The sequence below is a fragment of the Embleya sp. L77 genome, from assembly GCF_055557415.1.
This window is the reverse complement of sequence record NZ_CM145709.1, coordinates 1,734,702-1,757,435: the sequence shown is the minus strand read 5'-3', so window position 1 is coordinate 1,757,435 and position 22,734 is coordinate 1,734,702. Positions and strand designations below refer to the sequence as shown.

General features: G+C 74.1%; 12 protein-coding genes, 1 other RNA gene and 1 pseudogene. 3 read left to right on the top strand and 11 right to left on the bottom strand.

Annotation, left to right across the window (positions count from 1 at the left end; genetic code table 11):
- Positions 1-36: 36 nt before the first annotated feature.
- From ACZOOI_RS07085 to ACZOOI_RS07045, 9 genes are all read right to left on the bottom strand, one after another.
- Positions 37-1,986: an ATP-binding cassette domain-containing protein gene (locus tag ACZOOI_RS07085; protein WP_465279941.1), complete on the bottom strand. Its 1,950-nt coding sequence runs from the start codon at positions 1,984-1,986 to the stop codon at positions 37-39.
- Between the two features lie 3,459 nt (positions 1,987-5,445).
- On the bottom strand, positions 5,446-7,215 hold the full coding sequence (locus tag ACZOOI_RS07080) for an ATP-binding cassette domain-containing protein (RefSeq protein ID WP_465279940.1): 1,770 nt from the start codon (positions 7,213-7,215) through the stop codon (positions 5,446-5,448).
- 460 nt (positions 7,216-7,675) lie between these two features.
- A complete protein-coding gene (locus ACZOOI_RS07075; protein ID WP_020549100.1) occupies positions 7,676-7,813 on the bottom strand; it encodes a VenA family class IV lanthipeptide in 138 nt (45 codons plus the stop codon).
- 79 nt (positions 7,814-7,892) lie between these two features.
- Positions 7,893-9,710 carry an alpha/beta hydrolase family protein gene (locus tag ACZOOI_RS07070; RefSeq protein WP_465281135.1) on the bottom strand — a complete coding sequence of 606 codons (1,818 nt, stop codon included), beginning with the start codon at positions 9,708-9,710 and terminating at the stop codon, positions 7,893-7,895.
- A gap of 5 nt (positions 9,711-9,715) precedes the next feature.
- Positions 9,716-12,940, bottom strand: a complete 3,225-nt coding sequence (locus ACZOOI_RS07065) for a class III lanthionine synthetase LanKC N-terminal domain-containing protein (protein ID WP_465279939.1) — start codon at positions 12,938-12,940, stop codon at positions 9,716-9,718.
- 336 nt (positions 12,941-13,276) lie between these two features.
- A complete protein-coding gene (locus tag ACZOOI_RS07060) occupies positions 13,277-13,948 on the bottom strand; it encodes a response regulator (RefSeq protein ID WP_465279938.1) in 672 nt (223 codons plus the stop codon).
- Positions 13,945-15,207: a sensor histidine kinase gene (locus tag ACZOOI_RS07055; protein ID WP_465279937.1), complete on the bottom strand. Its 1,263-nt coding sequence runs from the start codon at positions 15,205-15,207 to the stop codon at positions 13,945-13,947. The genes ACZOOI_RS07060 and ACZOOI_RS07055 overlap by 4 nt, the downstream gene beginning before the upstream one ends.
- 86 nt (positions 15,208-15,293) lie before the next feature.
- Positions 15,294-16,055, bottom strand: a complete 762-nt coding sequence (locus tag ACZOOI_RS07050; RefSeq protein WP_465281134.1) for an SDR family NAD(P)-dependent oxidoreductase — start codon at positions 16,053-16,055, stop codon at positions 15,294-15,296.
- Between the two features lie 232 nt (positions 16,056-16,287).
- Positions 16,288-17,604: a PASTA domain-containing protein gene (locus ACZOOI_RS07045; RefSeq protein ID WP_465279936.1), complete on the bottom strand. Its 1,317-nt coding sequence runs from the start codon at positions 17,602-17,604 to the stop codon at positions 16,288-16,290.
- A 167-nt stretch (positions 17,605-17,771) separates the two neighbouring features.
- Here ACZOOI_RS07045 and ACZOOI_RS07040 point away from each other — a divergent pair, with 167 nt between their 5' ends.
- From ACZOOI_RS07040 to ACZOOI_RS07030, 3 genes are all read left to right on the top strand, one after another.
- A complete protein-coding gene (locus tag ACZOOI_RS07040; protein WP_465279935.1) occupies positions 17,772-18,599 on the top strand; it encodes a Nif3-like dinuclear metal center hexameric protein in 828 nt (275 codons plus the stop codon).
- Positions 18,600-18,733: 134 nt separating this feature from the next.
- Positions 18,734-19,477 carry a zinc ribbon domain-containing protein gene (locus ACZOOI_RS07035; protein WP_465281133.1) on the top strand — a complete coding sequence of 248 codons (744 nt, stop codon included), beginning with the start codon at positions 18,734-18,736 and terminating at the stop codon, positions 19,475-19,477.
- A complete protein-coding gene (locus tag ACZOOI_RS07030; protein WP_465279934.1) occupies positions 19,474-20,625 on the top strand; it encodes a bifunctional RNase H/acid phosphatase in 1,152 nt (383 codons plus the stop codon). The genes ACZOOI_RS07035 and ACZOOI_RS07030 overlap by 4 nt, the downstream gene beginning before the upstream one ends.
- Before the next feature lie 268 nt (positions 20,626-20,893).
- On the opposite strand, the gene rnpB is transcribed toward ACZOOI_RS07030, so the two are convergent.
- Positions 20,894-21,303: RNase P RNA component class A (rnpB, locus tag ACZOOI_RS07025), an RNA gene on the bottom strand.
- Positions 21,304-21,383: 80 nt separating this feature from the next.
- A pseudogene (locus ACZOOI_RS07020) lies at positions 21,384-22,643 on the bottom strand (RNB domain-containing ribonuclease); the annotation flags it as partial.
- Between the last annotated feature and the right edge of the window lie 91 nt (positions 22,644-22,734).

The following is a 22,734-nucleotide window of genomic DNA, read 5'->3' as shown; positions in this document are numbered from 1 at the left end:
CCTGCGCGTCCGCGGTCGGTGCGCGTCCGCGGTCGGTCAGACCAGGTCCTCCGCGTCCGCGTCGGCCCGGGCGGGCTTGCGCTCGAACCAGCCGACCGGGTCGCTCGGGTGGCGCTCCCATGCGCCCACCAGGTCGCGGTAGAGCGGGGATTCGGCGAGCAGTTCGTGGTGCGTGCCCAGGATCGGCCGATTGCCGTCCATGAGCAGGATGCGGTCCGCGCGCCGCGCCGAGTCGATCCGGTGCGCGATGACCACCAGCGCGCCGCCGCGGGTGGCGAACGCCGCCTCGGCCAGCGCCTCGGTGGGCGGGTCCAGGTGGCAGGTGGCCTCGTCGAGGACCACGAAGCGCGCGGGGGACAGGTACGTGCGGGCCAGCGCGATCAGTTGGCGCTCGCCGGCGGACAGCGCGCCCGGATCGGCGATGCGCGCGTCGTAGCCGCCGAGCCGGGCGACCAGTTCGGCCGCGCCGACCAGGCGCACCGCGCGGTCCAACGCGGCGCGGGTGACGTCCGGGTCGAGGTAGCCGAGGTTCTCGTGCACGGAACCGGCGAAGACGTACGCCTCCTGCGGGACCACCGCGACGGTGCCGCGGGGTGGGGCGGTCCCGAGTCGGCCGGTGGGCGGAGTGTCGGCGAACGGGGTGCCGGTGAGCGAGACCGTGCCCTGGTCCGGGGGCAGCAGCCCGGCCAGGAGCGCGGCGAGGGTGGACTTGCCGATGCCGCTCGGGCCCACCACGGCCAGGTGTGATCCGGAGGTGAGGGTTATCGACAGGTCACGCACGACCGGCTCGGCGAACGGGCCGTAGCCGAAGGTGACGCGGTCCAGGACCAGACAGGGCGGCGCGCCGGAGGTGTTCGGCGTGTCGGACGCCTCCACGGCGGATGAGTAGTCGTCGGGGTCGGACGCGTCGAGTGGCTCGAGTGGGTCGAGCGGGTCGAGCGCTTCGGACGCGGTACGGGCGGCGGGCACCGGTGTGGAGCCGGCCGTGCCCGTCTGGGCCAGGCGGCCGGCGACCACGAGCAGTTCCAGGAACCAGCCGCCCACGGTCGCGGTCGCGGCGCGCACGGCGGGCTCCAGGTGCTGCGCCAGGTACAGCGCGGCACCCGCCACCTCGCCGGTGCTCAGAGTGCCTCGCCGGACCAGCCAGGGCGCCGTGATCAGCACGGCGAGCAGCGGGAGTTGGCCGCCGAGGGCGACCACCAGCAGGCGTACCGAGGAGGCGCGGGCGAGCAGCTTGGCGGCGCGTGCCTGGGCGTCCACGGCGGTGCCGAGCTCGGCGACCACGCGGTCCTGCGCGCCGCACGCGACCACGTCCCGCAGACCGGCCACGGTCCGGCCGGTGCGGGCGGCGATCTCCTCGTCGGCCAGCACCAACGCGCGCCGCCGTCGAGCCAGCGGGGGCAGCAGGCGGACGAACAACCACGCGGCGAGTCCCAACGGGATCAGCACGAGCGGCAGCAGAAGCGGTGCGAGCACGGCGAGGCCGAGCAGCGCGGCCACGATCGTCACGCCGAGTTGGCGCAGCGTGCGCAGCAGCGACGCGGTCAGATTGCGGCAACTCTCGACCTGCTCGGTCAGCCGGGCCACCGCCGCCTCCGCGTGCCGCCCCACGTCCGGGCGCCCGGAGGTCGCGTCGAGCACCGCCTCGGACACCACCCGGCGTACCAGCGTGTCCCGGATCGGCTCCACGACGGCGGCGAGGTGCGGGAACATCGCGTACGTGGCGGCGGCGCGGATCAGCATGGCCAGTGCGAGCACGCCGAGCAGTACGAATCCGACGCCGAGCCGGCCGGCCAGGAACCCGCGATCGAGCGCGGCGGCGAGCAACGCACCCGACAGCAGCGCGGGAATCCCCTCCGCGACCGACCACCCCAACACGTGCACCAACGGCTCCCGCCGCTCGCGCAACAGCCCGACCAACAGGGCCTGTCCGGCCCGCAGGCCACCGCCGTACGGCCCGGCACTGTGCCGCCGCCTCCGCGGCACCGCCGAGGGATCGTCGGCGAGGCGCCCCGGCCCCGCCCCGTCGGTGTCGTCAACGCTCGTTGCCCGTGGCCGCTCACGCCACCCCAGGGCCGCGCCGGCCCCGCGAGCGCCCTTGCCCCCGCCCACAGCCCGTCGCCGATGCCGAGTGGGCGCCCGCCCCGTCCCCCCGGCCCCACCCGTCGCCGCCGAACCGACCGCCTCCACGAACCGAACCGCCGTGGAGGGCGGGCCCGACGACCGGTCGCCGAGGGTCGATGTCGCCGGCACGCCGGACGGGGTCAGGTCGGGCACGGGTGCGCCGGAGGGCGACCGATCCAACGCCCCGTCGGCGGGAGCCGGCGTGGCCGGTACGCCGGGGAGAGTCGGGCCGGCGACGGGCGGGTCGCAGTCCGAGTGGTCCGATGGCTCGTTGGCGGGAGGCGGCGTGGCCGGTGCGCCGGGGAGAGTTGGGCCGGCGACGGGCGCGTCGCAGTCCGAGCGGTCCGATGGCCCGTTGGCGGGAGGCGGCGCCGCCGGAACTCCGAATCGGGCCGGATCAGCCACGAATGCCCCATCCGAAGGGGCAACTTCGTCACTCCCCGAGGCACAGGTGCCCGCGACCGGCACGGCCGAACTCACGCCGAGCCGCGCCGAATCGGTCACAGGCCGGGTCGGTGGGATGCCTCCACCGGCCTCCGGCGCACCGCTCGACGCATCGGCCGATGCACCGCCTGACGCATCGGCCGGCGTCGGCATCGCGACCCGAGCCGGATCACCCGTACGCTCCCGAGCCGGCAGAACACCCCCGGCTCCCCGCCCCGTTGCCCGCCGACGACCACGCCCCCGCCGACGCCTGCCCCCCGATGCGCCCTCATCGCCCAACCCGCCACGCGGCAAGCCCTCGCGCGCCGCCGCCTCACCCCACAACCGAACCACCCGCCACCACGCCCCTCGCCCGGAAGCCTCCGCCGCACCATGCGCGCTCTCGGGGGCGCCCGACGAGTTCTCATCCGCGTCCGGGTCGGCGCCGGCCTTCATCACGCGCCGCGGCCCGCCCCGGACGGGCGCCTCCGCGTCGTCGAAGTCCTCGGCGGCTACGCCGTGTCGTGCCCAGTGCCGCTGCTTGCCCTTGCCGGGGGCTTCGATGGCGTCGCCCGCGTTCTCCCGGACCGGCTGGGGTCCGCCATCGAGGTTCGGATTCGAGCCGGCCCAGACCACTCGCCGCCTACCCGGGTCGCGGGCCACGTCGTCGTCACGCTTCTTTGCATGCGCGGGCAACGACGAGTCTCCCTCCGTCGTCGGGCGTGCGCGGGGCCCGGCCGGCCCCGGCTTGCCACCCCGGCCATCGGCCCCGACTCCGGTGTCCTTGTCGTCCTGCGGGCCGCGAGCAGAGGCCCCGTCCGGCTCCGAACCCGTCCCAGGCCATGCCGCTTGCCGCCGCCCACTCTTGCCGGGCACTTCGACGGCTTCACCGGCATCCTCGGGGCTGTGCGGGGAGCCGCCATCGAGGTTCGGGTCGGTGCCGGCCCACACCAGGCGCCGCCGCCTTCCCCGGCCGGGGGCCTCCATCGTGTCGCCGACGTTCTCGATGGGTGAGGCGTCTCCGCCGGGCCGTGCCGCGCGCCGCCGCCTACCCCTGCCGGGCGGTGCGACGGTGTCGCCTGCGCTCTCTCGGACTGGCAGAGGCCCGCCATCGGGACTCGCTGTCGTGCCGACCCGCAGCACGTGCCGCGGCCCGCCTCGGCCGGGTGCTTCTACCGGGCCATGGGTGTTCTCGGGGTCGCGGGGCGCATCCTCGGTTGCTTCCGGGCGGGTTTCTGCCCACAACACGTGCCGCGGCCCGCCTCGACCGGGTGCTTCTGCCGCGCCATGGGCGTTCTCGGGGTCGCGGGGCGCATCCTCGGTCGCTTCCGGGCGGGTTCCTGCCCACAACACGCGCCGCGGCCCGCCTCGACCGGGTGCTTCTGCCGCGCCATGGGCGTTCTCGGGGTCGCGGGGCGCATCCTCGGTCGCTTCCGGGCGGGTTCCTGCCCACAACACGTGTCGCCGCCCGCCCCGGCCGGGTGCTTCTGCCGCGCCATGGGCGTTCTCGGGGTCGCGGGGCGCATCCTCGGTCGCTTCCGGGCGGGTTCCTGCCCACAACACGCGCCGACGCCTGCCCCGGCCGGGTGTCTCCGCCGCGCGACGGGCGTTCTCGGGGCCGCTCGGCGAATCCTCGTCCGTTTCCGGGACCGTACGGGCCCGCGCCACGTGCCGCCGCAGCCCCGTGTCGGGGCCCTCCGCCGTGTTGTCGGCGTCCCCGGGATCGTGCGGCGGGGTAACACCCGTCTCCGGGGCCATGTCCGCACGGGCAGGGGTATCGATGCCGGAATCGGGTGGGGAGTCGTTGCCGGCGTCCGGACCCTCGCTCGCCCGCGTCACCTGTCGTCGGCCGGAGCGTCCCCACGGGTTCCGGGGGTGCCACCGCCGTGCGTTCCGATCGGGCGTCGCGGCCGGCGCAGGGGCGTCCGCCGCCGCCTGCGCGTGTGCCGTATCCCGCTCGCGGTCCGAGCCGTGCGCACCATCGTCGTGTGCCCGGTCGTCCGCGCGGGACGCGTCCCGTCGTCCGTCGTCGGTCATCCGGCTTCCCCCTTCGATCCCGGTCGGCTCGCCGGGCGGCGTCCCGTCGGTGGCCGTGGTCGGCGACGGCGATGGTCGGCCGGCCCTCGGAAACGGTGCGTGCGTCGCGTGAACCGACACCGCCGAGCACCAAGTCCACTCGCCGCTACGCCCCTCCACCGGAGCACGCCCCGGCCGCTCGGCCGAGGCGCCTCCCGCGACCCCACTCGGCTCCACCGCGGCTTCCACCTGTGCGGCTCCGCCTACCGCCGCCGTGCCACCCGGCGCCTCGCTCGGTACCGCCCATGCACCGTCCTCGGCCGCTGTCGCCTGCATGGTCGGCTGCTCGCCCCGGGCATCCCGTGCCCCGTCGCCACCGCACACAGCGCCCGGGCCTGCCGTCGTGTGCACGGTCGGTTGCCCGGTCGTGGCATCCGGTGTCCCGTCGCCACCGCGCGCAGCGCCCGGGCCTGCTGTCGCCTGCATGGTCGGTTGCCTGGTCGTGGCATCCAGCGCCCCGTCGCCACCGCACGCAACGTCCGGGCCTGCCGTCGTGTGCATGGTCGGCTCCCCGGTCGTGGCATCCAGCGCTCCGTCGCCACCGCACACAGCGCCCGGGCCCGCCGTCGTGTGCATGGTCGGCTGCTCGCCCCAGGCATCCCCTGCCCCGCCGCCTGCGTCCGCGGCGCCCCTGCCCGCCGTCCCGCGCAGGGGCCACGCAGCGGCCCCGTCGGCCGGGCCCGCGGCACCCCCTTCCGCCGCCCCGCGCAGCGGCGACGCAGTCGCGTCGTCCCGTGCCGTGTCGCCGGCCGGGCGCTCGTCGAGCGGTTCGCTCATGCCGCCGTGCCCCCGATGCCGCCGTGCCTCATGCCCTCGTGCCTCTCATCGACCCGCCCCCGGGGCCGGGTCGGTTGTGGTGAACACCGTGCGGTAGGCCGGGGTGCTCCACAGGTCCGCGTGGGGGCCGATTGCCCTGATGCGGCCGGCGTCCAGCCAGACCACGAAGTCCGCGTCGGCCGCCGCGGCGGCGCGGTGGGCGACGACCAATCGGGTGCGGCCCGCGAGGCCGGTGCGGAACGCCTCGTGGATGCGGTGTTCGGTGACCGTGTCCAGCCCGCTGGTCGCGTCGTCCAGCACCAGCACCCGCGCGTCCTGCACCAACGCCCGGGCCAGGCCCAGCCGTTGCACCTCGCCCCCGGACAGCGCGAGGCCCTCGGTCCGGGTCGCGTAGCCGGCCGGCAACCGGCGGACGAAGTCGTCCGCGAACGCCATCTCGGCCGACCGGGTCACCGTCTGCGCACTCGCCCCGGGCCGTCCGTACGCGAGCGCCCCCGCCAGGTCCGCACCCACCAGGACCGGCCGGGGGAACGCGTAGGCGACGCCGCGGCGCAACTCGCCGCGGGCCAATCGGCTCACCGGCAGCCCGTCCAGGAGCACCTCACCCTCGTCCGGCTCGCGCAACCGCCCGGCCAGTGCGGCCAGCGTCGACTTACCCGAACCGGAGGCACCGACCAGTGCCACACACGCACCCGCCGGCACCGTCAGGTCGATCCCGTCCAAGACCACCCGGTGCGTATCCCGACCGGGCTCCGGCACCCGTACGCGCACCTGCCGGAAGGTCAACTCGCCGCGCCCCGGCGGCAGGGTGCGTGCCGTGCCGAACCCGGCGGGATCGACCGCGAGCAACTGTGCCGCCCGGGCCCGCCCGGCTCGCGCGTGGGCGACCCCGACCAGCGCTTCGACCTGCTCCAGGAAGCCCAGCCCGAGCGCCGCATACCCGGCCGCCGCGACCAGTTGACCGGGCGGGATCCGGCCCTCCGCGAGCAGCCATCCCGCGGTCGACAGGACGGTCAACTCGACCATCGGAGCGAGCAGCAACACCTGGGCCACCGCGTTGCGTTGGGCCCGCCACAGGCCGTGTCCCGCCGCCGACAACTCGGGCAGCGGGGCGAGGATCCGGGCGATCTCGCGATCGCGCGTACCGCAGGCCCGGATCGTACGGGCTCCCGCGAGCGCGTCGGTCAACCGCGCGGCCAGCCCGCTCTGCACCACCTGATAGCGAGTGAACAGGTCGGTCGCACGGGTCATGAACAGCCGCACCACCAACAGGCCCGGCAGCAGCCCGCCGAGGAAGCCGACCGCGAGCCACGGATCGATCAGCGCCAACGCGACGATCCCGCCGATCGAGGTGACCAGCGCGCCGAGGGTGCCCAGCAGGGCGGGGACCAGACCGGCCGCGTCCGGCGCCGCGCCGACCAGCCGGGAGGTGACGTCGCCGGCGGCAAAAGGATTCCGCGCCCCGGTGCCCAGATCGGTGACCCGTACCGCCAGCCGCCGGCGCAACCGTGCGGTCAACTCGGCGGCCAGCCCCGGCCCGGCCACCTCGGTCGCCAGACCGGCGAGCAGCCCCAGTACGAGCACGGCCACCAGCCGCAGGGTCGGCCCCGACGCGGAGTCGCCGCGCACCACCGCGTCCACCGAACCGGCCACGGCCGCGGGCAACGACAGCGCGGCGATCGAGCCGGCCGGGACGGCCAGGGCGAGCGTGAGGGTCGGCCCGGGCACGGTCCGCAATGCGGACCGCAAACCCGTGCCGGTGCGATCCTCCCGGGTCGGGGCGGCGGCCTGCGTGCCTATCGGAACATCGGCCACAGCGTGACTCCTCGGATGCGCGGACCGTTGAACGGGGCGGCGCCCGGACGGCGCCGTTGCGACGAAGACGGATCCCCGTTGCGACGAAGAAGGCTCACCGTCGCGACGACGAGGGATCCCGGCCGGGACGAAGCAAGGAAGGAAGAAGGAAGGAAGTACGACGAAGAAGGCAGTACGACGAAGAACGCAGCACGAATGGGGCAGTACGAAGAAGGCGGTACGGGCGGTGGCGGCGCGCCGCCTCCCGGGAACCGTCCGCGGTTGTCATGCTGAGGATCGGCCCGCGACCGGGAGCTCCTGATTCCGGCAGGAACTCCCGGTCCCGGGTTCGTGCTTACCGGGTCGACCACCCGTGCACCGCGGCGAACAACGGCCCACCGTGACGAACAGCGGCCCACCGGGGCGGACACCCGTCCGTCGCGCGCCCACCGGCCGATCGGCCGGACGCGCGGTGCCGGAACTAGCTGATCGTGAAGATCAGGCAGGTGACCAGCAGGCAGGTGAACTGGCACCCGTTGCCGCCGTGCCCGCCCAGCTCGACCGACTCGGTCTCGGGGAGCTGCTGCAGGGCCGCGAGGTCGGTCTCGATGTGCTCCATGGTGGATCTCCTTCGGGACGGTGCTGCCGTCGCGAGCGGTTGCCCGGGACGGGTGTTGCGGGGCGGTTCCCCCCTGTCGTCACACCCGGCCGGTTTGCAGGAAACCGGTCAGGCGTGCGTGGAGATCGGGTGCCCCATCCCCGGTCAGGACCTGGTGGCCCAGACCGGGAAGCTCCAGGTAGCGAAAATCGGTGCCCTCGACCCGGCCGCGCCCGAGGAGGGTGTGGCGCAGGGTCCGGGACTGGCCGACCGGGATGGTGTCGTCCCGGTCGCCGTGCACGAACAGCAGGGGTACGGCGATGCGTTCGCACACCGCGACCACGTCGCGCGGGCCCTGCTCGTCGGCGTACTCGGTGTCGCCACCGAGTCGGGTCATCAGCGCGCGGATCGGCAACGAGGCCTCGGCGATCAGTCTCGGCCCGGACAGGAACGGCGCCACCGCCAGACACCTCGACCACACGTTCGGCCCGAACGAAGCGGCCAGCAGGGCCAGGTAGGCGCCGTAGCTGACCCCGAACAGGGCCGGCGGGGCGAGCCCGAACGCGGCCCGCTCGGTGGCCATGGTGCGCCCGATCGCGGTCACGTCGGCGAGATCCGGGCCGCCCCACGCGCCGTGCAACTCGCGGGCGAAGCGCGCGCCGTAGCCCGTGCTGCCGCGTTGATTGGGCGCCACCACCGCGATGCCCGCCGCCGCGAGCTGTTGCAGGAGCGGGTCGAATTCGAACCGCCAGGCCGCCGCCGGACCCCCGTGCAGGGCGAGCAGGACATGGTGCGCACTGCGCCAGTCGGGGCCGCCGTACACGATCGACTCGATCGGGCCGGCGCCGCCGACCAGCAACTCCAGGTGGGCCGGCTGCCACACCGGGCGGGCCGCGTCGTCGAACCCGATGAACGGGCCCGGCTCGCCGTCCTGGCGCCACGACCCGGGCTGCTCCGGATCGATTCGGGCCAGGCAACTGGGCCGGTCCGGCGCGGAGTACGGGATCCGCAAGCCCTGTTCGGTCCATCGGCCGACCGCGCCCAGACAACCGTCCGGGGTGGCCACCTCCGCCAGCGCGCCGTCCTCGGGGGTCCACACCGCCAACCGGGAGATCGCCCCGCGGTCCAGCTGGAGTGCCACCCGGCGGCCGTCCGGCGCGATCGCGATCGGCCGCACCTGCGCGTCGGCCGGATGTACCAGTTCGGGAAAGCGCACCCGGCCCGGCAACTGCCCACGATCGGCGGGCAGTCGGATCCAACCGAGCCGATCGGTGCCCGGCGCGTCGCTGGCGATCACCAGCAGACCGCCGACCGGATCGGCGAGCAACAACCGGTCGTTGCTCTCCTCGGTCAACTCCAGGAAGGGCCGCACCGTGGCGGTGTCGAAGTCGAGTGCGACGGTCTTGATCCGACCGCCCCGCACCTCGTCCAGGGCGAGCCGCCGCCCGTCCGGGTCCAGCCAGACCCCGCCGCTGTACAGCGCCGACAGCTCCGCCGCGGGATCCAACCGGCCGTCCTCGCGGACCAGCCACACCGTGGTCGAGGGGTTCGTGTCCGCCCCGAGTGCGAGTGCGAGCGCGTCCGTGCCGGGATAGGGCAACAACCGCAGGCCCGGCAACCGGACCGTGGCCAAGTGCCGTTCGCTGCCCGCGTCGTCGGCCTCCAACAGGGCCAGCTCGTGCCGCCCCGGCTGGTGTCGGCAGACCAGCACCCGGCCGTCCGGCAGCGCGAGCAACTGGCTGTGCAGCCGCTCGGGCGCCCCGGTACCCACCGGCAGCGCGCCACCGGCCCGGCCCGGCCGCAACGACCAGGACTCCACCCGCCACGTGCCGTCGCCGGGAGTGGCCAGGCACGCGGCATGCCCGCCGTCGGCCGCGAACGACCAACTGATCCGCCGCAGCGGCCGAGTCGTCACCATCGTGCTCACGCGTCCTCACCGTCCAACCAGAGCCGAGCGCCGCCGTGGCCGAGCCGCAGCAGGAAGCCGAGGACACCCGCCGTGCCGGTGCCGTACGACGCCGAGACGCCGATCGCGCTCTCGTCGGCGGGCACCCGCAGGCCGTCGATCAGCGCGGTCCGGGCGCGCAGTTGCTCGGCGAGGTCCACGGCGTGCGCGCGATGGATCGAGTCGTCCAGCGCCTCGGCCAGATCGAGCAGGAACTCCCCGTTGCCCGCCAGGCCATGACACGCGGTGGTGCCCGAGTGCCAGCGGGCGCGGTGCACCGCCGCGCCCGCGCGCTCGGCCAAGGCGAGGTGCTGCGGATCGCCGTCCGCCTGCCACATCCGGATCAGGAACGTGCCGACGCCGGCCGAACCGCTGCACCAGTGGGCCAGCCGTACGCCCGCCGGATCGCCGGGGCCCTGCGGCCACCACGCCGTGTCGCCGTCGGTGCGCACGGTCCGGGTCAACGTGCGCGCCGCGGCCCGCGCGCCGTCGAGGAAACCTTCGCGACCGGTGGCCAGCGCCGCGTCCAACAGGAACGCGCCGACGCCGGCGACGCCGTGCGCGAAGCCGAGGTGCGCCGCGCCGGCCAGACGCGAATCGAAGTCCTTCGGGACCGGCCACAGGGTCAGATCGCCCGCCTGCCGGGCCGCACCGAGCAGCGCGTCGGCGCAGGCGAGCGTGCGTTGGCGAAACCGCTCGTCACCGGTGGCCCGCCACATTCGCGCCTGGAGCAGACCGGCCCCGGCAGCGCCGTGGCAGACGTCCGGATTGGGCCACACGACCGGTACCCGAAGCGCCGTCTCGATCGCCGAGGCGGCCAGATCCGCGTCCCCGAGCAGCGCCGCCGCGTCGTACAGCGCCCACGCGGTCCCGGACCGGCCGAAGTGCAGGCCGGGCAGGACCACCGCTTCGGCCGCCGCCCGATCGCGCAGCCAGACCGCGCCGTCCTCGACCGCGCGATGCAGCGCGTAGCGCAGCCGCGGTTCGAGCGTCGTGGTGTGCGCGGCCCGGGCCAGCACCCCCAGCACCCCGGCCGCGCCGTACTGCACGCTGCACGGATCCATCGCCGCCGCGCCGGCCGTCATCGGCCACAGCCGATCCACCCGCCCCGGCGTCATCGTCGCGACCAGGTGCGCGAGCCCGTCCAGGAGCAGCGCGTCGTCCTCGGGCGGCAGCGGATGCGGCGGCACCTTGTCGCCCTCGGTGTCCGGGTGCGGCCGCGGCCCGTCCGGCTCGTCCTGCCGCGCGACCACGCCGAGGCGGACATCCGCACCCGAGCCGGCACCCGAGCCCCAGTCCGCGGCTACACCGGAGCTCGAGATCGCACCCGACTCCAGGACCGCCCCCGCACCCGGCCCGAGGCCCCCCGCCGTGTCCCGACCCCCGCCCGCGACCGTGTTGCCCCTGCCACCCCCGCCACAGTCCGCATCACGCCCACCCGCGTCACCCGAGCCCGAGCCCGAGTCCGCCTTCGCAGCGCCACACTCGTCGTCGGCCGCCTCCGCGACGCACGCCCGCACCCGCTCCAGCGACCAACGCTCCGTCGGATCCTCGTGCCACAGGCCGCGGATCGCGGGCGCGAGGCGACGCGCGGTCCCTCCGTGCCGAGCAGCCAGGTCCAGCCACGCGCCCAGGCGTTCCACGGTGCCGCGGCTCGCGCCGACGTCCTCGGGCAGGGCCGGGTCGGCGCCGGTGGCCAGCAGGAAGAGCAGGCCGCCCAGGCTGTACAGGTCGGCGGCGGGGTGCACCCGGTGTCCGCCGTCCGCGCTCGGGCGCTGCTCCGGTGCGCGATATCCGGGCGTGCCCGCCGCGCCGGCCCGGGAGCCGATCTCGGCGGCCAGTTCCAGGTCCACCAGGCGCACCGAGTGGTCCGCCGCGACCAGCACGTTCGTCGGCGACAGGTCGCGAATCACCAGATGCTCGGCGTGCACGGTCTCGACCGCCCGGATCAGTTCCAGGACGACGGGTCGGGCCAGGGACCAGGGCACGTCCGGGTCCTGCGCATGCCGGCCGACCCAGGTGCGCAGCGGCTCGCCCGGCACCCGCTCCTGGGCCAGGAAGATCGTCTCGGCCTCCTCGACCAGCGCGACGTGCCGAGGGGTCAGGCCGGTGTGCGCGAGGCGCCGCATCACCACCGCCTCGTGCCGCAGGGCGGCGCACGCGTCCCGCCCGGAGCGGTCCACCTCGATGTGCGCGCGGGCCTGCTTGACCACCACGGCGGTGTCGTCGGTGGTGTCGCGGCCCAGGAACACGCCGCCCTTGGCCGAGTGCCGCAGCGCCGAGGTGACCGCGAAGCGACCCGCGATCAGCACGCCCGGTGTCGACGCCGCCGCGGGCTTGGCGGTGGGTGCCGAACGGGCCCGCTCCATCAGCGGATCGGGCGCCCACGCCGGCGGGGTGAACCAGGCCTCCCGGGCGTCGTCCACCGCCACCCCGTCGGGGTCGGTGAGCACCGCGCGGTAGCCGCCGTCGTTGCCGAGCACCGCGCGCCGGCCGAAGCCGCCGTAGCGGTAGTGCACGACGCTGCCCGGTCGGCACGGTCGGTCGGAGAGGATGCCCGGTCCGGTGAGCTCGCGCGTCACCTCGTCGAGCGCGTCCACCAACTCCATGAACTGCTCGTCGTCGTCGGGATAGACCGTGATGAACTTGCCCGCCGAGGCCCGGTCCGCCTCACGGGAGTTGAGCATCCGCAGCCGCTCCAGGTCGCCGGCGAACTTGAACGCCACACGGCGCGGCAACAACACGTCGCAGACCCGACCCAGCACGTGCGGGGCATCCCCGGTCCGCGCGCTGACGTGGATCTTCCAACCCTGCGCCCGGGCCGCGTGGCCGGGCGGTCGTACGGTGCACCAGAAGTCGTCCGAGCGCACATCCCACTCGCCCTCCGCACCGCCCGCGCCAGAGGCACCGTCCACACTCGACGTACCGGAGGCGCCGGCCACGCCGGAAGCGACGGACGCAGCGGGCATACCCGCCGCGCCGGCAACGTCGGCCCGCCGCACGACCCGCCCGTCGTGCCCCTGTTCCCGGACACCGACCGCACCGCGGTCCGACGCACCGCGGTCCGACGCACCGCGGTCCAGCGGAGCGCGGTCCACCGCAGCCCGGGCGAGTGCGGCACGGACGCGGTCGACCAGGTTCGTCCCCGGCGCGCCGTGGCCGCCGGTGCGCTCCGCACGGTGTCCACGCGTCGTCGTAGCCATCCCTGGACTTCCCCCTCGAATGTGCCCGCGCGCCCCGGTCGACGGTGCGCGTCGCGCTCGTCGACCGGTGCCCGGAAACGGGTGTCGAGCGACCCGACCCGGTCGCCGACGTGGCCGCCCCGCCTCGGATCGCTCCCCCCGGCGGGACGGCATGACCGTACGCAGCGCTTTCGGGCCACCTCAACGAGTTGCGGCAGCCTTCACCCCTTCGAGTGAAGTGACCTGTATTGAGGGTTGGTTGGTCAGTTGATCTGCATATTTCCGAACCGTCGATATCGGTGCAGGTCAACGAGCGTGCATGGGGACAACCATGCGGCTGGGGATGGGCTGATCGGGCTACTCGCCGATTCCGCGCTGCTGGGCCAGGATCGCGGCCTGGACCCGGCTGCGCAGACCCAGTTTGGTGAGGATCCGGCTCACATGGGTCTTCGCCGTCGCCTCGGCCATGTCCAGGTGCTCGGCGATGCGTTGGTTCGACATGCCCCGGCCCAGGCACGCGAGCACGTCGCCCTCGCGCGGGGTGAGCGACGCGAGCGCCTCCGCGCCCACTTCGGGACCGTCCGCGGGGGCCGACCGGGGCGGGCTCGCGAACGCGTGGATCAACCGGCGGGTGACCTCCGGCGCGACGAAGCCGTCGCCGCGCGCGACCAACCGGACGGCCTCGACCAGGCGTTCGGCGTCCACCGTCTTGAGCAGGAAGCCGGCCGCGCCCGCGCGCAGCGCGCCGAACACGTACTCGTCCAGGTCGAACGTGGTCAGTACCAGGACGTCCAGGCCCTCCGCGGTCAGCTCGCGCGTGGCGCTGATCCCGTCCAGTCGCGGCATCCGCACGTCCATCAGCACCACGTCCGGGCGCAACGACCGGGCCAGCGCCACCGCGGCCTCGCCGTCGGCGGCCTCGCCCACCACCTCGATGCCCGGGGCCGCGTCCAGGATCAGCACCAACCCCGCCCGGACCGCCGCCTGATCCTCGGCAACCAGCACCCGCAACGTGTCGACGTCGCTCACCCGGTCCCACCCTTCGGCCCCGTCGAGGCATTGTTTCCGACACCGCGCACCACATCGTCGCCACACGGGAGTTCGGCTCGTACATGCCACCGGCCCTCGCGTGGGCCCGCCTCGAACACGCCGCCCAGCAGCGATACGCGCTCCGACATGCCCACCAGCCCCGCACGCGCGCCCGGCAGCCGGGTGACGTGCTCGGGGTCGATCCCGTTGACGCCGGTGATCACCACACCATCGGTGCGATAGGCGAACACCATCCGCAACTCCTGTGGTGTGGCGTGCTTGAGCGCGTTGGTCAAGGTCTCCTGGACCACCCGGTAGGCGGCCAGGTCGACGGGTGTGGGCAACTCCCGTACCACGCCGGTGACCTCGATGTCGACGATCAGTCCGGCCCGGCGCACGTGCTCGACGAGGCGATCGGTCTCCGCCAGGCGGGGAACCGACACGGGTTCCTCGGGCGTGTTCTCCGAGCGCAGCAGGCCGATCATCCGGCGCATCTCGGTGAGCCCTTGGAGGCTGCTCTCCCGGATCACCTCCAACGTCTCGCGCAGCCGGGCCTCGTCCAGACTCTTCACCGACAGCGCGGCGGTGGACTGGACCGCCACCGCGCTCAGGTGGTTGGCGATCACGTCGTGCAATTCGCGCGCCATCCGGGCCCGTTCGGCGACCACCGCGGCCTGGTGGTCGAGTTCGGCCAACCGCGCGGTCTGGGTCGCGCGCAACCGTTCCACCTCGGCCTTCTCGCGGTGCTCGCGCACCGAGAAGCCGGTGAGTACGGGGGAGATGCCCACCAGTCCGATGTAGAAGATCGACAGGACGAACAGGCGGAACTCGCCGGTCACCGCCCAGACCGTGCTCGCGCCCAGGACCAACACCAGCACGTTGCCGTACAGCAGGCGGAACGCCAGCCGCGAAGTGCCGTACAGGCACGCCGCGTAGAGCACGTCGGACCACATGATCAGGCCACCGATGGAGGGCCCGAGCGCGATGTCCACGCTTTCGCAAACCAAGCCCAGGAACACCGCGAAGCGCGGCGACGTGCTGCGATGGCACTCGGCGAGGGTCAGCGGCAGGAGCGGCAGCAGGCGCAGCCACCGGTTCGGGTCCCACGCTCCCCAGATCAGGTAGGAGTTGGTGACGAGCAGGACGAGCGCGCCCACGAGGACCACGCCGCCGATCGCACAGTCGCGGCGGATCGGCGGCGCGAGGCCGGGAAGATGGAAGGGCAGGGGGCGCTGCCGCGCGGAGGTCGGATCGCTCACGCCCCCATCCCAACATCATTGGGGCGGGCGCGCCGACCACCGGCGCCGATCGACGTTCCGATCGTCCTGATTCACGACGATTCCCACTACTTCGGCTGAAAGCGAATCCCGCCGTCGAGCCGGATCACCTCGGCGTTGAGGTAACTGTTGGTGAGCAGTTCGTACGCGAGCGAGGCGAACTCGTCCGGCACGCCCATGCGCTTGGGGAAGAGCACCTGCTGTCCGAGGGTGTCCTTGACCGCCTGCGGCGCGGCGGCGAACAGCGCGGTGTCCATCGTGCCGGGTGCGATGGTGTTGACCCGTACGCCGATCGCCGACAGGTCGCGCGCCACGGGCAGCGTCATGCCGGCCACGCCGGCCTTGGACGCACCGTAGGCGGCCTGGCCGATCTGTCCGTCGAAGGCGGCCACCGAGGCGGTGCACACGATCGCGCCGCGCTCGCCGTCCGCCTGCGGCGGGGCCGAGGCCATCGCGGCGGCGGCCAGTCGGATCGCGTTGAAGGTGCCGATCAGGTTGAGTCGCACGATGAACTCGAAGGAGGCGAGCGGGTGCGGCGAGCCGTCCCGGGCCACCGTGCGGGCGCCCATCCCGGTGCCGGCGCAGGAGACCAGCGCGCGCAGCGGCGCGAGCGCGACGGCCGCGTCCACCGCGGCTTGGACCTGCTCCTCGTTCGTGACGTCGGTGGCGACGAAGCCGGCGCCGATCTCGGCGGCGACGGCCTTGCCGCGCTCCTCGTTCTTGTCCGCGATCACCACCGAGGTGCCGCCGGCCGCGAGCCGGCGCGCGGTGGCCTCGCCGAGCCCGGAGGCTCCGCCGGTGACGATCGCGGACGCGCCTGTGAGGTCCAGCATGAGCGTTCTCCCCTCGCCTGTTCTTGACTGAGGCAAGCTATTGCATGGGAAGGGGAGTCGACCAGGGGATCTGACGAAGCATCAGTTTGCACCCGGCGGGCCTTGTGCCGCTCACCGTCACGGAAGCGTCGGCCGCAATCTGTCCTCGCCCTGGCGTGCCCTCACGCCCCACCGGCCGCGCAGGCGTCGTGTCCGTCTCGGCCCGGCCGTCATCGTCGCCGGGCAGGCGTCAGTTGCGCCCCGCCCCGGTCGTCGGCGTCGCCACACTCACCGTCACGGTCGTCCCGACCGGCACCACGTCGCCGGAGTCGGGATCCGAGCCGGAGACCACGTCGTTCCGGGACGCCCCGGAGGGCAGCGCGATGTCCAGCCGGGCGTTCCTCAACGCGGTGCCGGCCTGGGCGACGGTCAGCCCCGACAGCGGGGGAACCGTGGTCGTCGCGGGCGCCGAGGACGACGCCGGGTCGGTGGGAGTCGTCGGGGTCGACGGCCGGGTGATCGGCGGGCTCGTCCTGACCCCCGACATCACCACGACGATCTCCGCCTTGTCCCGGTCGACCTTGCGCCCCGCCGCGGGGTCGGTGGAGGCGATGGTGCCGCCGGTGCCCCTGACGGTGCCGCGGAAGCCCCGCTCCCGCAGCAGCGCGACGCCCTGCGCCTCGGTCATTCCGACCACGTTCGGCACCGTCAACTTCCCCGGCGCGCTCGTACTCGTGCTCGGCGAGGCCGAGTCGGACGGATCCGGCGTGCTGGTCACCGGTGCCTCGGTGGTCGGCACGGCGGCCGACCGGGTTTCGGTCGCGGAGGGGGCGGCCCCGGTCGGATCGGTCTTGGCGGCCGGCTTCGTGTCGTCCGAACCCGCCATCGCCATGCCGACCAGCACCGCCACCACGATCGCGGCCACGGTCGCGAGCACGGCGGCGACGATCCTGCTCCGCCGCCCGCCGCCGCGGCGCTCGCGGTCGTCGTGGTGCGGATTCACCGGCGCACCGCCAGCCCGCCCCCCGGGGGAGTCCTCGTCGCGGTCGGTGGACACCACCCGGACCGAGAAGGGCGCGCAGGCGGCCACCCGCATGTCCCGGGCGGAGACCACCCGCACCGGGACGTCGCTCTCCTCCACCACCCGGGACGCCTCCTCGAAGGCGCTGCCCCCGCTGTCCCGGCCCACCTCGCCGAGCCCGAACAGCCCGCCCGGCGGGACCTGGTCCGCGATGTCCAAAGGCACCGTGTAGACGATCGTCCACACCCGCGTCTCGCCCGGGTACACATCCGGCGGCCCGGGGCGATCCAGGCCGATCCGCCGGCCGACGTCCCGGGGCAGTTCGCAGTCGTAGCGGTCCGGCGCACTGCCCGCGTTGCGCAGGGTCAGCGCCACCATCACCGTCTCGCCGGGAGCCGCGGTGATCCGACGAGGTTCGCACCAGGCCTGCACCGCGCACTCCGGATCGCCCATGCGCTGCCCGTGCAGGTCGGTGCCGCATTGTTCGCCCGGGCAGTACGCGTCGGTCTCCAGATACGGCGTACCGCACAGCAGACAGTGCACCATCGTCGTCGTCCCCCTCGTCGTCGTACGACAGTGCGAGCCTGCCTACCGCACAAACGCTTCGGATGGGATCGACTTCACACAATCCGAGGGCACTCCGGTGCACTGTGTCACCTCCCGTCCGGGATGCCCGAATCCGGGGCGGCGACCCGGAGAGGTAACCTCCCTTCGTGCCCAAGCTCTCCGACGTCGTCAGCGCCCTCGAACGGATCTACCACCCCGGTTGGGCCGAATCCTGGGACGTGGTCGGGCTGGTCTGCGGCGACCCGGACGCCGAGGTGCGCTCGGTGCTGTTCGCCGTGGATCCGACGCAAGCGGTCGCGGACGAGGCGCTCGCCCGCGGCGCCGACCTCCTGGTCACCCACCACCCGCTGTTCCTGCGCGGGGTGCACTCGGTCGCCGCGACCGGCTTCAAGGGGCGCGTCGTGCACAGGCTGATCACCGGCGGGTGCGCCCTGCACGTCGCGCACACCAACGCCGACTCGGCGTCCCCGGGCGTCTCGGACGCGCTCGCCGCCGCCCTCGGGCTGACCGTGACCGCGCCGCTCGACCCGGCTCCGGCCGACCCGAGCGAGTGTCGGGGAATCGGCCGGATCGGCGAGTTGGCCGTCCCCGAGACGCTCGCCGAGTTCGCCGCCCGGGCCGCCCGAGCGCTGCCCCGCACCGCGACCGGCCTGCGGGTGGCCGGCGACCCGGATCGCCCGGTGCGTACCGTGGCGGTGTGCGGCGGCGCGGGCGACAGCCTGTTCGACGCGGTCCGCCGCAGCGGCGCCGACGTCTACGTCACCGCCGACCTGCGCCACCACCCGGCCTCGGAGGCGCTGGAACACGGCGGCCCCGCGCTGCTCGATGCCCCACACTGGGCCACCGAGTGGCCGTGGCTGGCGTACGCGGCCGACGAACTCACCCGTGCGCTCGCCGCAACCGGTACTACGGTGGAAACCCACGTGTCGGAACTAGTCACGGACCCATGGACGTTCCACACTCCGCACCCCTGAGCACCGCGACGGGGGCATGAGGTCCGACCCCCGCCAGTCGCCCGCAGAACCCGAACCCACCCACCACAAACGCACCGGGTGGGCGGGTGGGAGGCAACCTCCCGCCCACCCGAGCCGCATCCAAGGAGCCCCCGCTGAACGCCGCGCCCGCCGACCAGCTCCGCCTGCTCGACCTCCAGGCCCTCGACTCGCGAATCGATCTGCTCGCCCACAAGAAGCGCACGCTGCCGGAGAACGAGGAGATCGACCGCCTCGGCTCCCGGCTCGCCCGGCTGCGCGACCTCGTGGTCGCGGGCGAGACCGAGGAGAGCGACGCGGCCCGCGAGCAGACCAAGGCCGAACAGGACGTCGACCAGGTCCGCAAGCGCGCCGAACGCGACCAGCAGCGCCTGGACTCGGGCCACGTCACCTCGCCCAAGGACCTGGAGAACCTCCAGCGCGAGGTGGCCTCGCTCGCCAAGCGCCAGGGCGACCTGGAAGAGGTCGTCCTGGAGGTGATGGAGCACCGCGAGGACATCCAGGGCCGACTGGCCAAGCTGGTCGCCGAGCGGGACGAGGCGCAGAGCGCGCGCGACGCCGCCGAGTCCCGGCGGGCCGCCGCCGAGGCGGAGATCGACACCGAGGCAGCCGCCATCACCAAGCAGCGCGCGGTGATCGCGGCGGCCATCCCGGCCGATCTGATCAAGCTGTACGAGAAGATCCGCGAGCAGTCGCACGGCGTGGCCGTGGCGCCGCTGTTCCAGCGTCGTTGCGAGGGCTGCCGGCTGGAGCTGGGGATCACCGACCTCGGTGCGATCCGCGCCGCCGCGCCGGACGCGATCGTGCGCTGCGAGAACTGCCGGCGCATCCTCGTCCGCACGGCCGAGTCGGGCCTGTGAGGCTCGTCGTCGAGGCCGACGGCGGCTCCCGGGGCAACCCGGGCCCGGCGGCCTACGGTGCGCTCGTGCGCGACGCCGAGACCGGCGAGGTGCTGCACGAGGTGGCCGAGGCGATCGGCGTGGCCACCAACAACGTGGCCGAGTACCGGGGTCTGATCGCGGGCCTGACCGCGGCGCACGCGATCGACCCGACCGCGACCGTCGAGGTGCGGGCAGACTCCAAGCTCGTGGTCGAGCAGATGTCCGGCCGCTGGAAGATCAAGCACGCCGACATGCGCGACCTGGCGACCAGGGCCCGGGGCATCCATCCGCCCGGGCAGGTCACCTACACCTGGATCCCGCGGGAGCAGAACAAGTACGCCGACCGGCTGGCCAACGAGGCGATGGACGCGGCGGCCAAGGGCCGGGCCTGGACCCCGCAGGAGTCCACCGCGTTCGCGACCCCCAAGGCCGCGGAGCCGGTGCCGGACGAGCCGGTCACCACCAAGGTCCGCCCGACCGCCCCCGGCTGGGGCCCGGATCTGGGCCGCCCGACCACGCTGGTCCTGCTGCGGCACGGCGAGACGGTACTCACCCCGCAGAAGCGCTTCTCCGGCACCGGCGCCGACCCGGACCTGTCCGAGCGCGGCCGATGGCAGGCCGCGCGCGCGGCCGAGGCGCTCGCCGAGCGCGGCACGATCGAGGCGATCGTGTCCTCGCCGCTGGGCCGCTGCCGGCAGACCGCGGAGGCGGTCGCGCAACGGCTGGGGCTCGAGGTGCGCGAGGAACCCGGCTTCCGGGAGACCGACTTCGGCGCCTGGGAGGGGCTGACCTTCGCCGAGGCGCGCGAGCAGACGCCGGACGCCCTGGACGCGTGGCTGACCTCCGCGGACGCGGCACCGCCCGGCGGCGAGAGCTTCACCGAGGTGGCCCGCCGGGTCGAGGTGGCCCGGGACAAGACCATCGCGCGACACCCCGGCAAGACCGTCCTGGTGGTCACCCACGTGACGCCGATCAAGACGCTCGTGCGGATCGCGCTCGGCGCTCCGCCGGAGTCGATGTTCCGGATGGAGCTGTCGGCGGCGGCGATCAGCGCGGTCCAGTGGTGGTCGGACGGCAACGCGTCGCTGCGCGTGTTCAACGAGACCGCGCACCTGCGCGGAACGTGACCGAAACGGCGCGTCGAACAAAGGTTTGACTCCGCCGCCGCGACGTGTCATAGTCGGCAGTGCCTTCAGCGTGCCCGCCAGTAGGATTCCGGGCGGACCACGCGGAGGACCAAACTTCCGAAAGCCCCGAGCCGACCCGGCCGGGGCTTTCGTTTTGCTTCCACCGAGCCCGGACCGAGATCCGCAGCGTCGACGCCCCCGAGATCTCCCCGACAGGCCCACTCGATCCCGGATCGAGTGGGTTTTTGCCGATCAGAGGCACAGGCGACGGACGAGTCGGCCTCTACGCCGGGTTCTGTCTCCCGGGAGCCTTGCGGCGCCCGGGGAGGCGGCCATCCATCTACGACTGCCGTTGCCGACAGCCTCCAGCGGTCTACCCGCGAACTCGGGCGGGCCGCCCTCGAACGTTCGCGCAGAGCACGTGTGACGGTGCTCCTCTTGACCTTGCTCCGGGTGGGGTTTACCTAGCCGCCCGAGTCACCTCGGGCGCTGGTGGTCTCTTACACCACCGTTTCACCCTTACCGGTCGTCCGAGGACGCCGGCGGTCTGTTTTCTGTGGCACTGTCCCGCGGGTCACCCCGGGTCGGTGTTACCGACCACCCTGCCCTGTGGAGCCCGGACGTTCCTCGGCGGAACCCTCCGAGGAGGAATCCCGACGCGGCCGCCCGGCCGACTCGTCCGCCGTACCAGCCATCCTAGCGGGGGCGAACCGCACCCTTCGCCGGGTGTCGTCGGCTTCGGTCAGCCGGACCCGGACCCGCTCGCCCAGACCCAGGCCCGTGCCGTCGAAGCGGGCCCGCACGGCCGGCTCGGCGAGTTGCACGGTCCCGCCGTCGCCGCGGTCGTTCAGGTCCACCACCACCGCGTCGAACTCGTCGCCGACGTGGTCGGCGAGCACGACCGCCTCGACCAGGGCCACCGCCTCGCGTTCGACCTCGTGCGCCCGGCGGTCGCCGGTCTCCATGGCCTTCGGCAATTCGTACAGCCGGGCCCCCACCCACTCGGGCACGTCGGTGCCCGCGACCAGGGACACGCAGATCTCGCCCGCGTACCGGTCGACCAGGCGCCGCAGCGGAGCGGTCACGTGCGCGTACTCGTCGGCGACCGCCGCATGCCCGGCCTGCTCCGGCACCCCCGCGTCGAACGCGGTGTAGCCCGCCCCGCGCAGCAACCCGGTGGCCTCCTGGAGGAACGCCGCATGCCGGGGGTTGTCCGGATCGAGCGAGCGGATCACCGCGCCGTACGTGCCGCCCTCGGGCCAGGCCACGTCCAGCGCCCGGCCGACCCGGCGGACCTGGGCCAGCGCGTCCGGCGGCGGTGGCGGCAGCGTGCGCAGGATGCCGATGCCCGCGTACGTCATCAGGTCGGCGGCGGCGATGCCGGTGAGCAGCGAGATCTGCGCGTTCCAGCCCTCGGCCGGGATCGGCGCCCGGTATTCCAGTCGCCACGAGTCGCCGTGCTCGACGATCTCCTGCTCCGGGATCGGCAGGCTCACCCCGCCGCGATCGCTTTCGAGCATCTCGCGCAGCCGGCCGATCTCGGCGAGCAGCGCCAACGGCTCCTCGGCGGTGCCCGCCTCGATCGCGTGCTGGACCTGCGGATAGTCGAATCGGACCCGGCTGCGCACCAGCGCGCGAAAGACGTCGGTGCCGATCAGGTCGCCGGACGAATCCAGGTCGAGCACCCACACCAGCGCGGGCCGGTCCTGCCCCGGGAGCAGACTGGCGGCCGCCTCGGACAACGTCGGCGGATGCAGCGGGATGCGCTCGTCCGGCAGGTAGAGGGTCTCCACCCGGCGCATGGCCTCCGCGTCCAGCGCACCGCCGGGGGTCACCCAGGCCGCCACGTCCGCGATCGCGTAGTGCACCCGGTAGCCGGTGTCGGTGCGGACCAGGTGCATCGCCTGGTCCAGGTCCAGCGACTCGGCCGGATCGATGGTCAGGAACGGCAGCTCGGTCAGATCCCGGCGGGTCAGCGTGGGCCCGCGCCGGGCGGCTGCGTCCGCCTCGGCCAGCACCTCCCGGGAGAACGGGCCCGGCAGTGCGAGGTCCGCGCGCAGGCGGGTGAAGCCGGCGCGCAGGCGGTCGCCGTCGGCGGACCTGATGTGG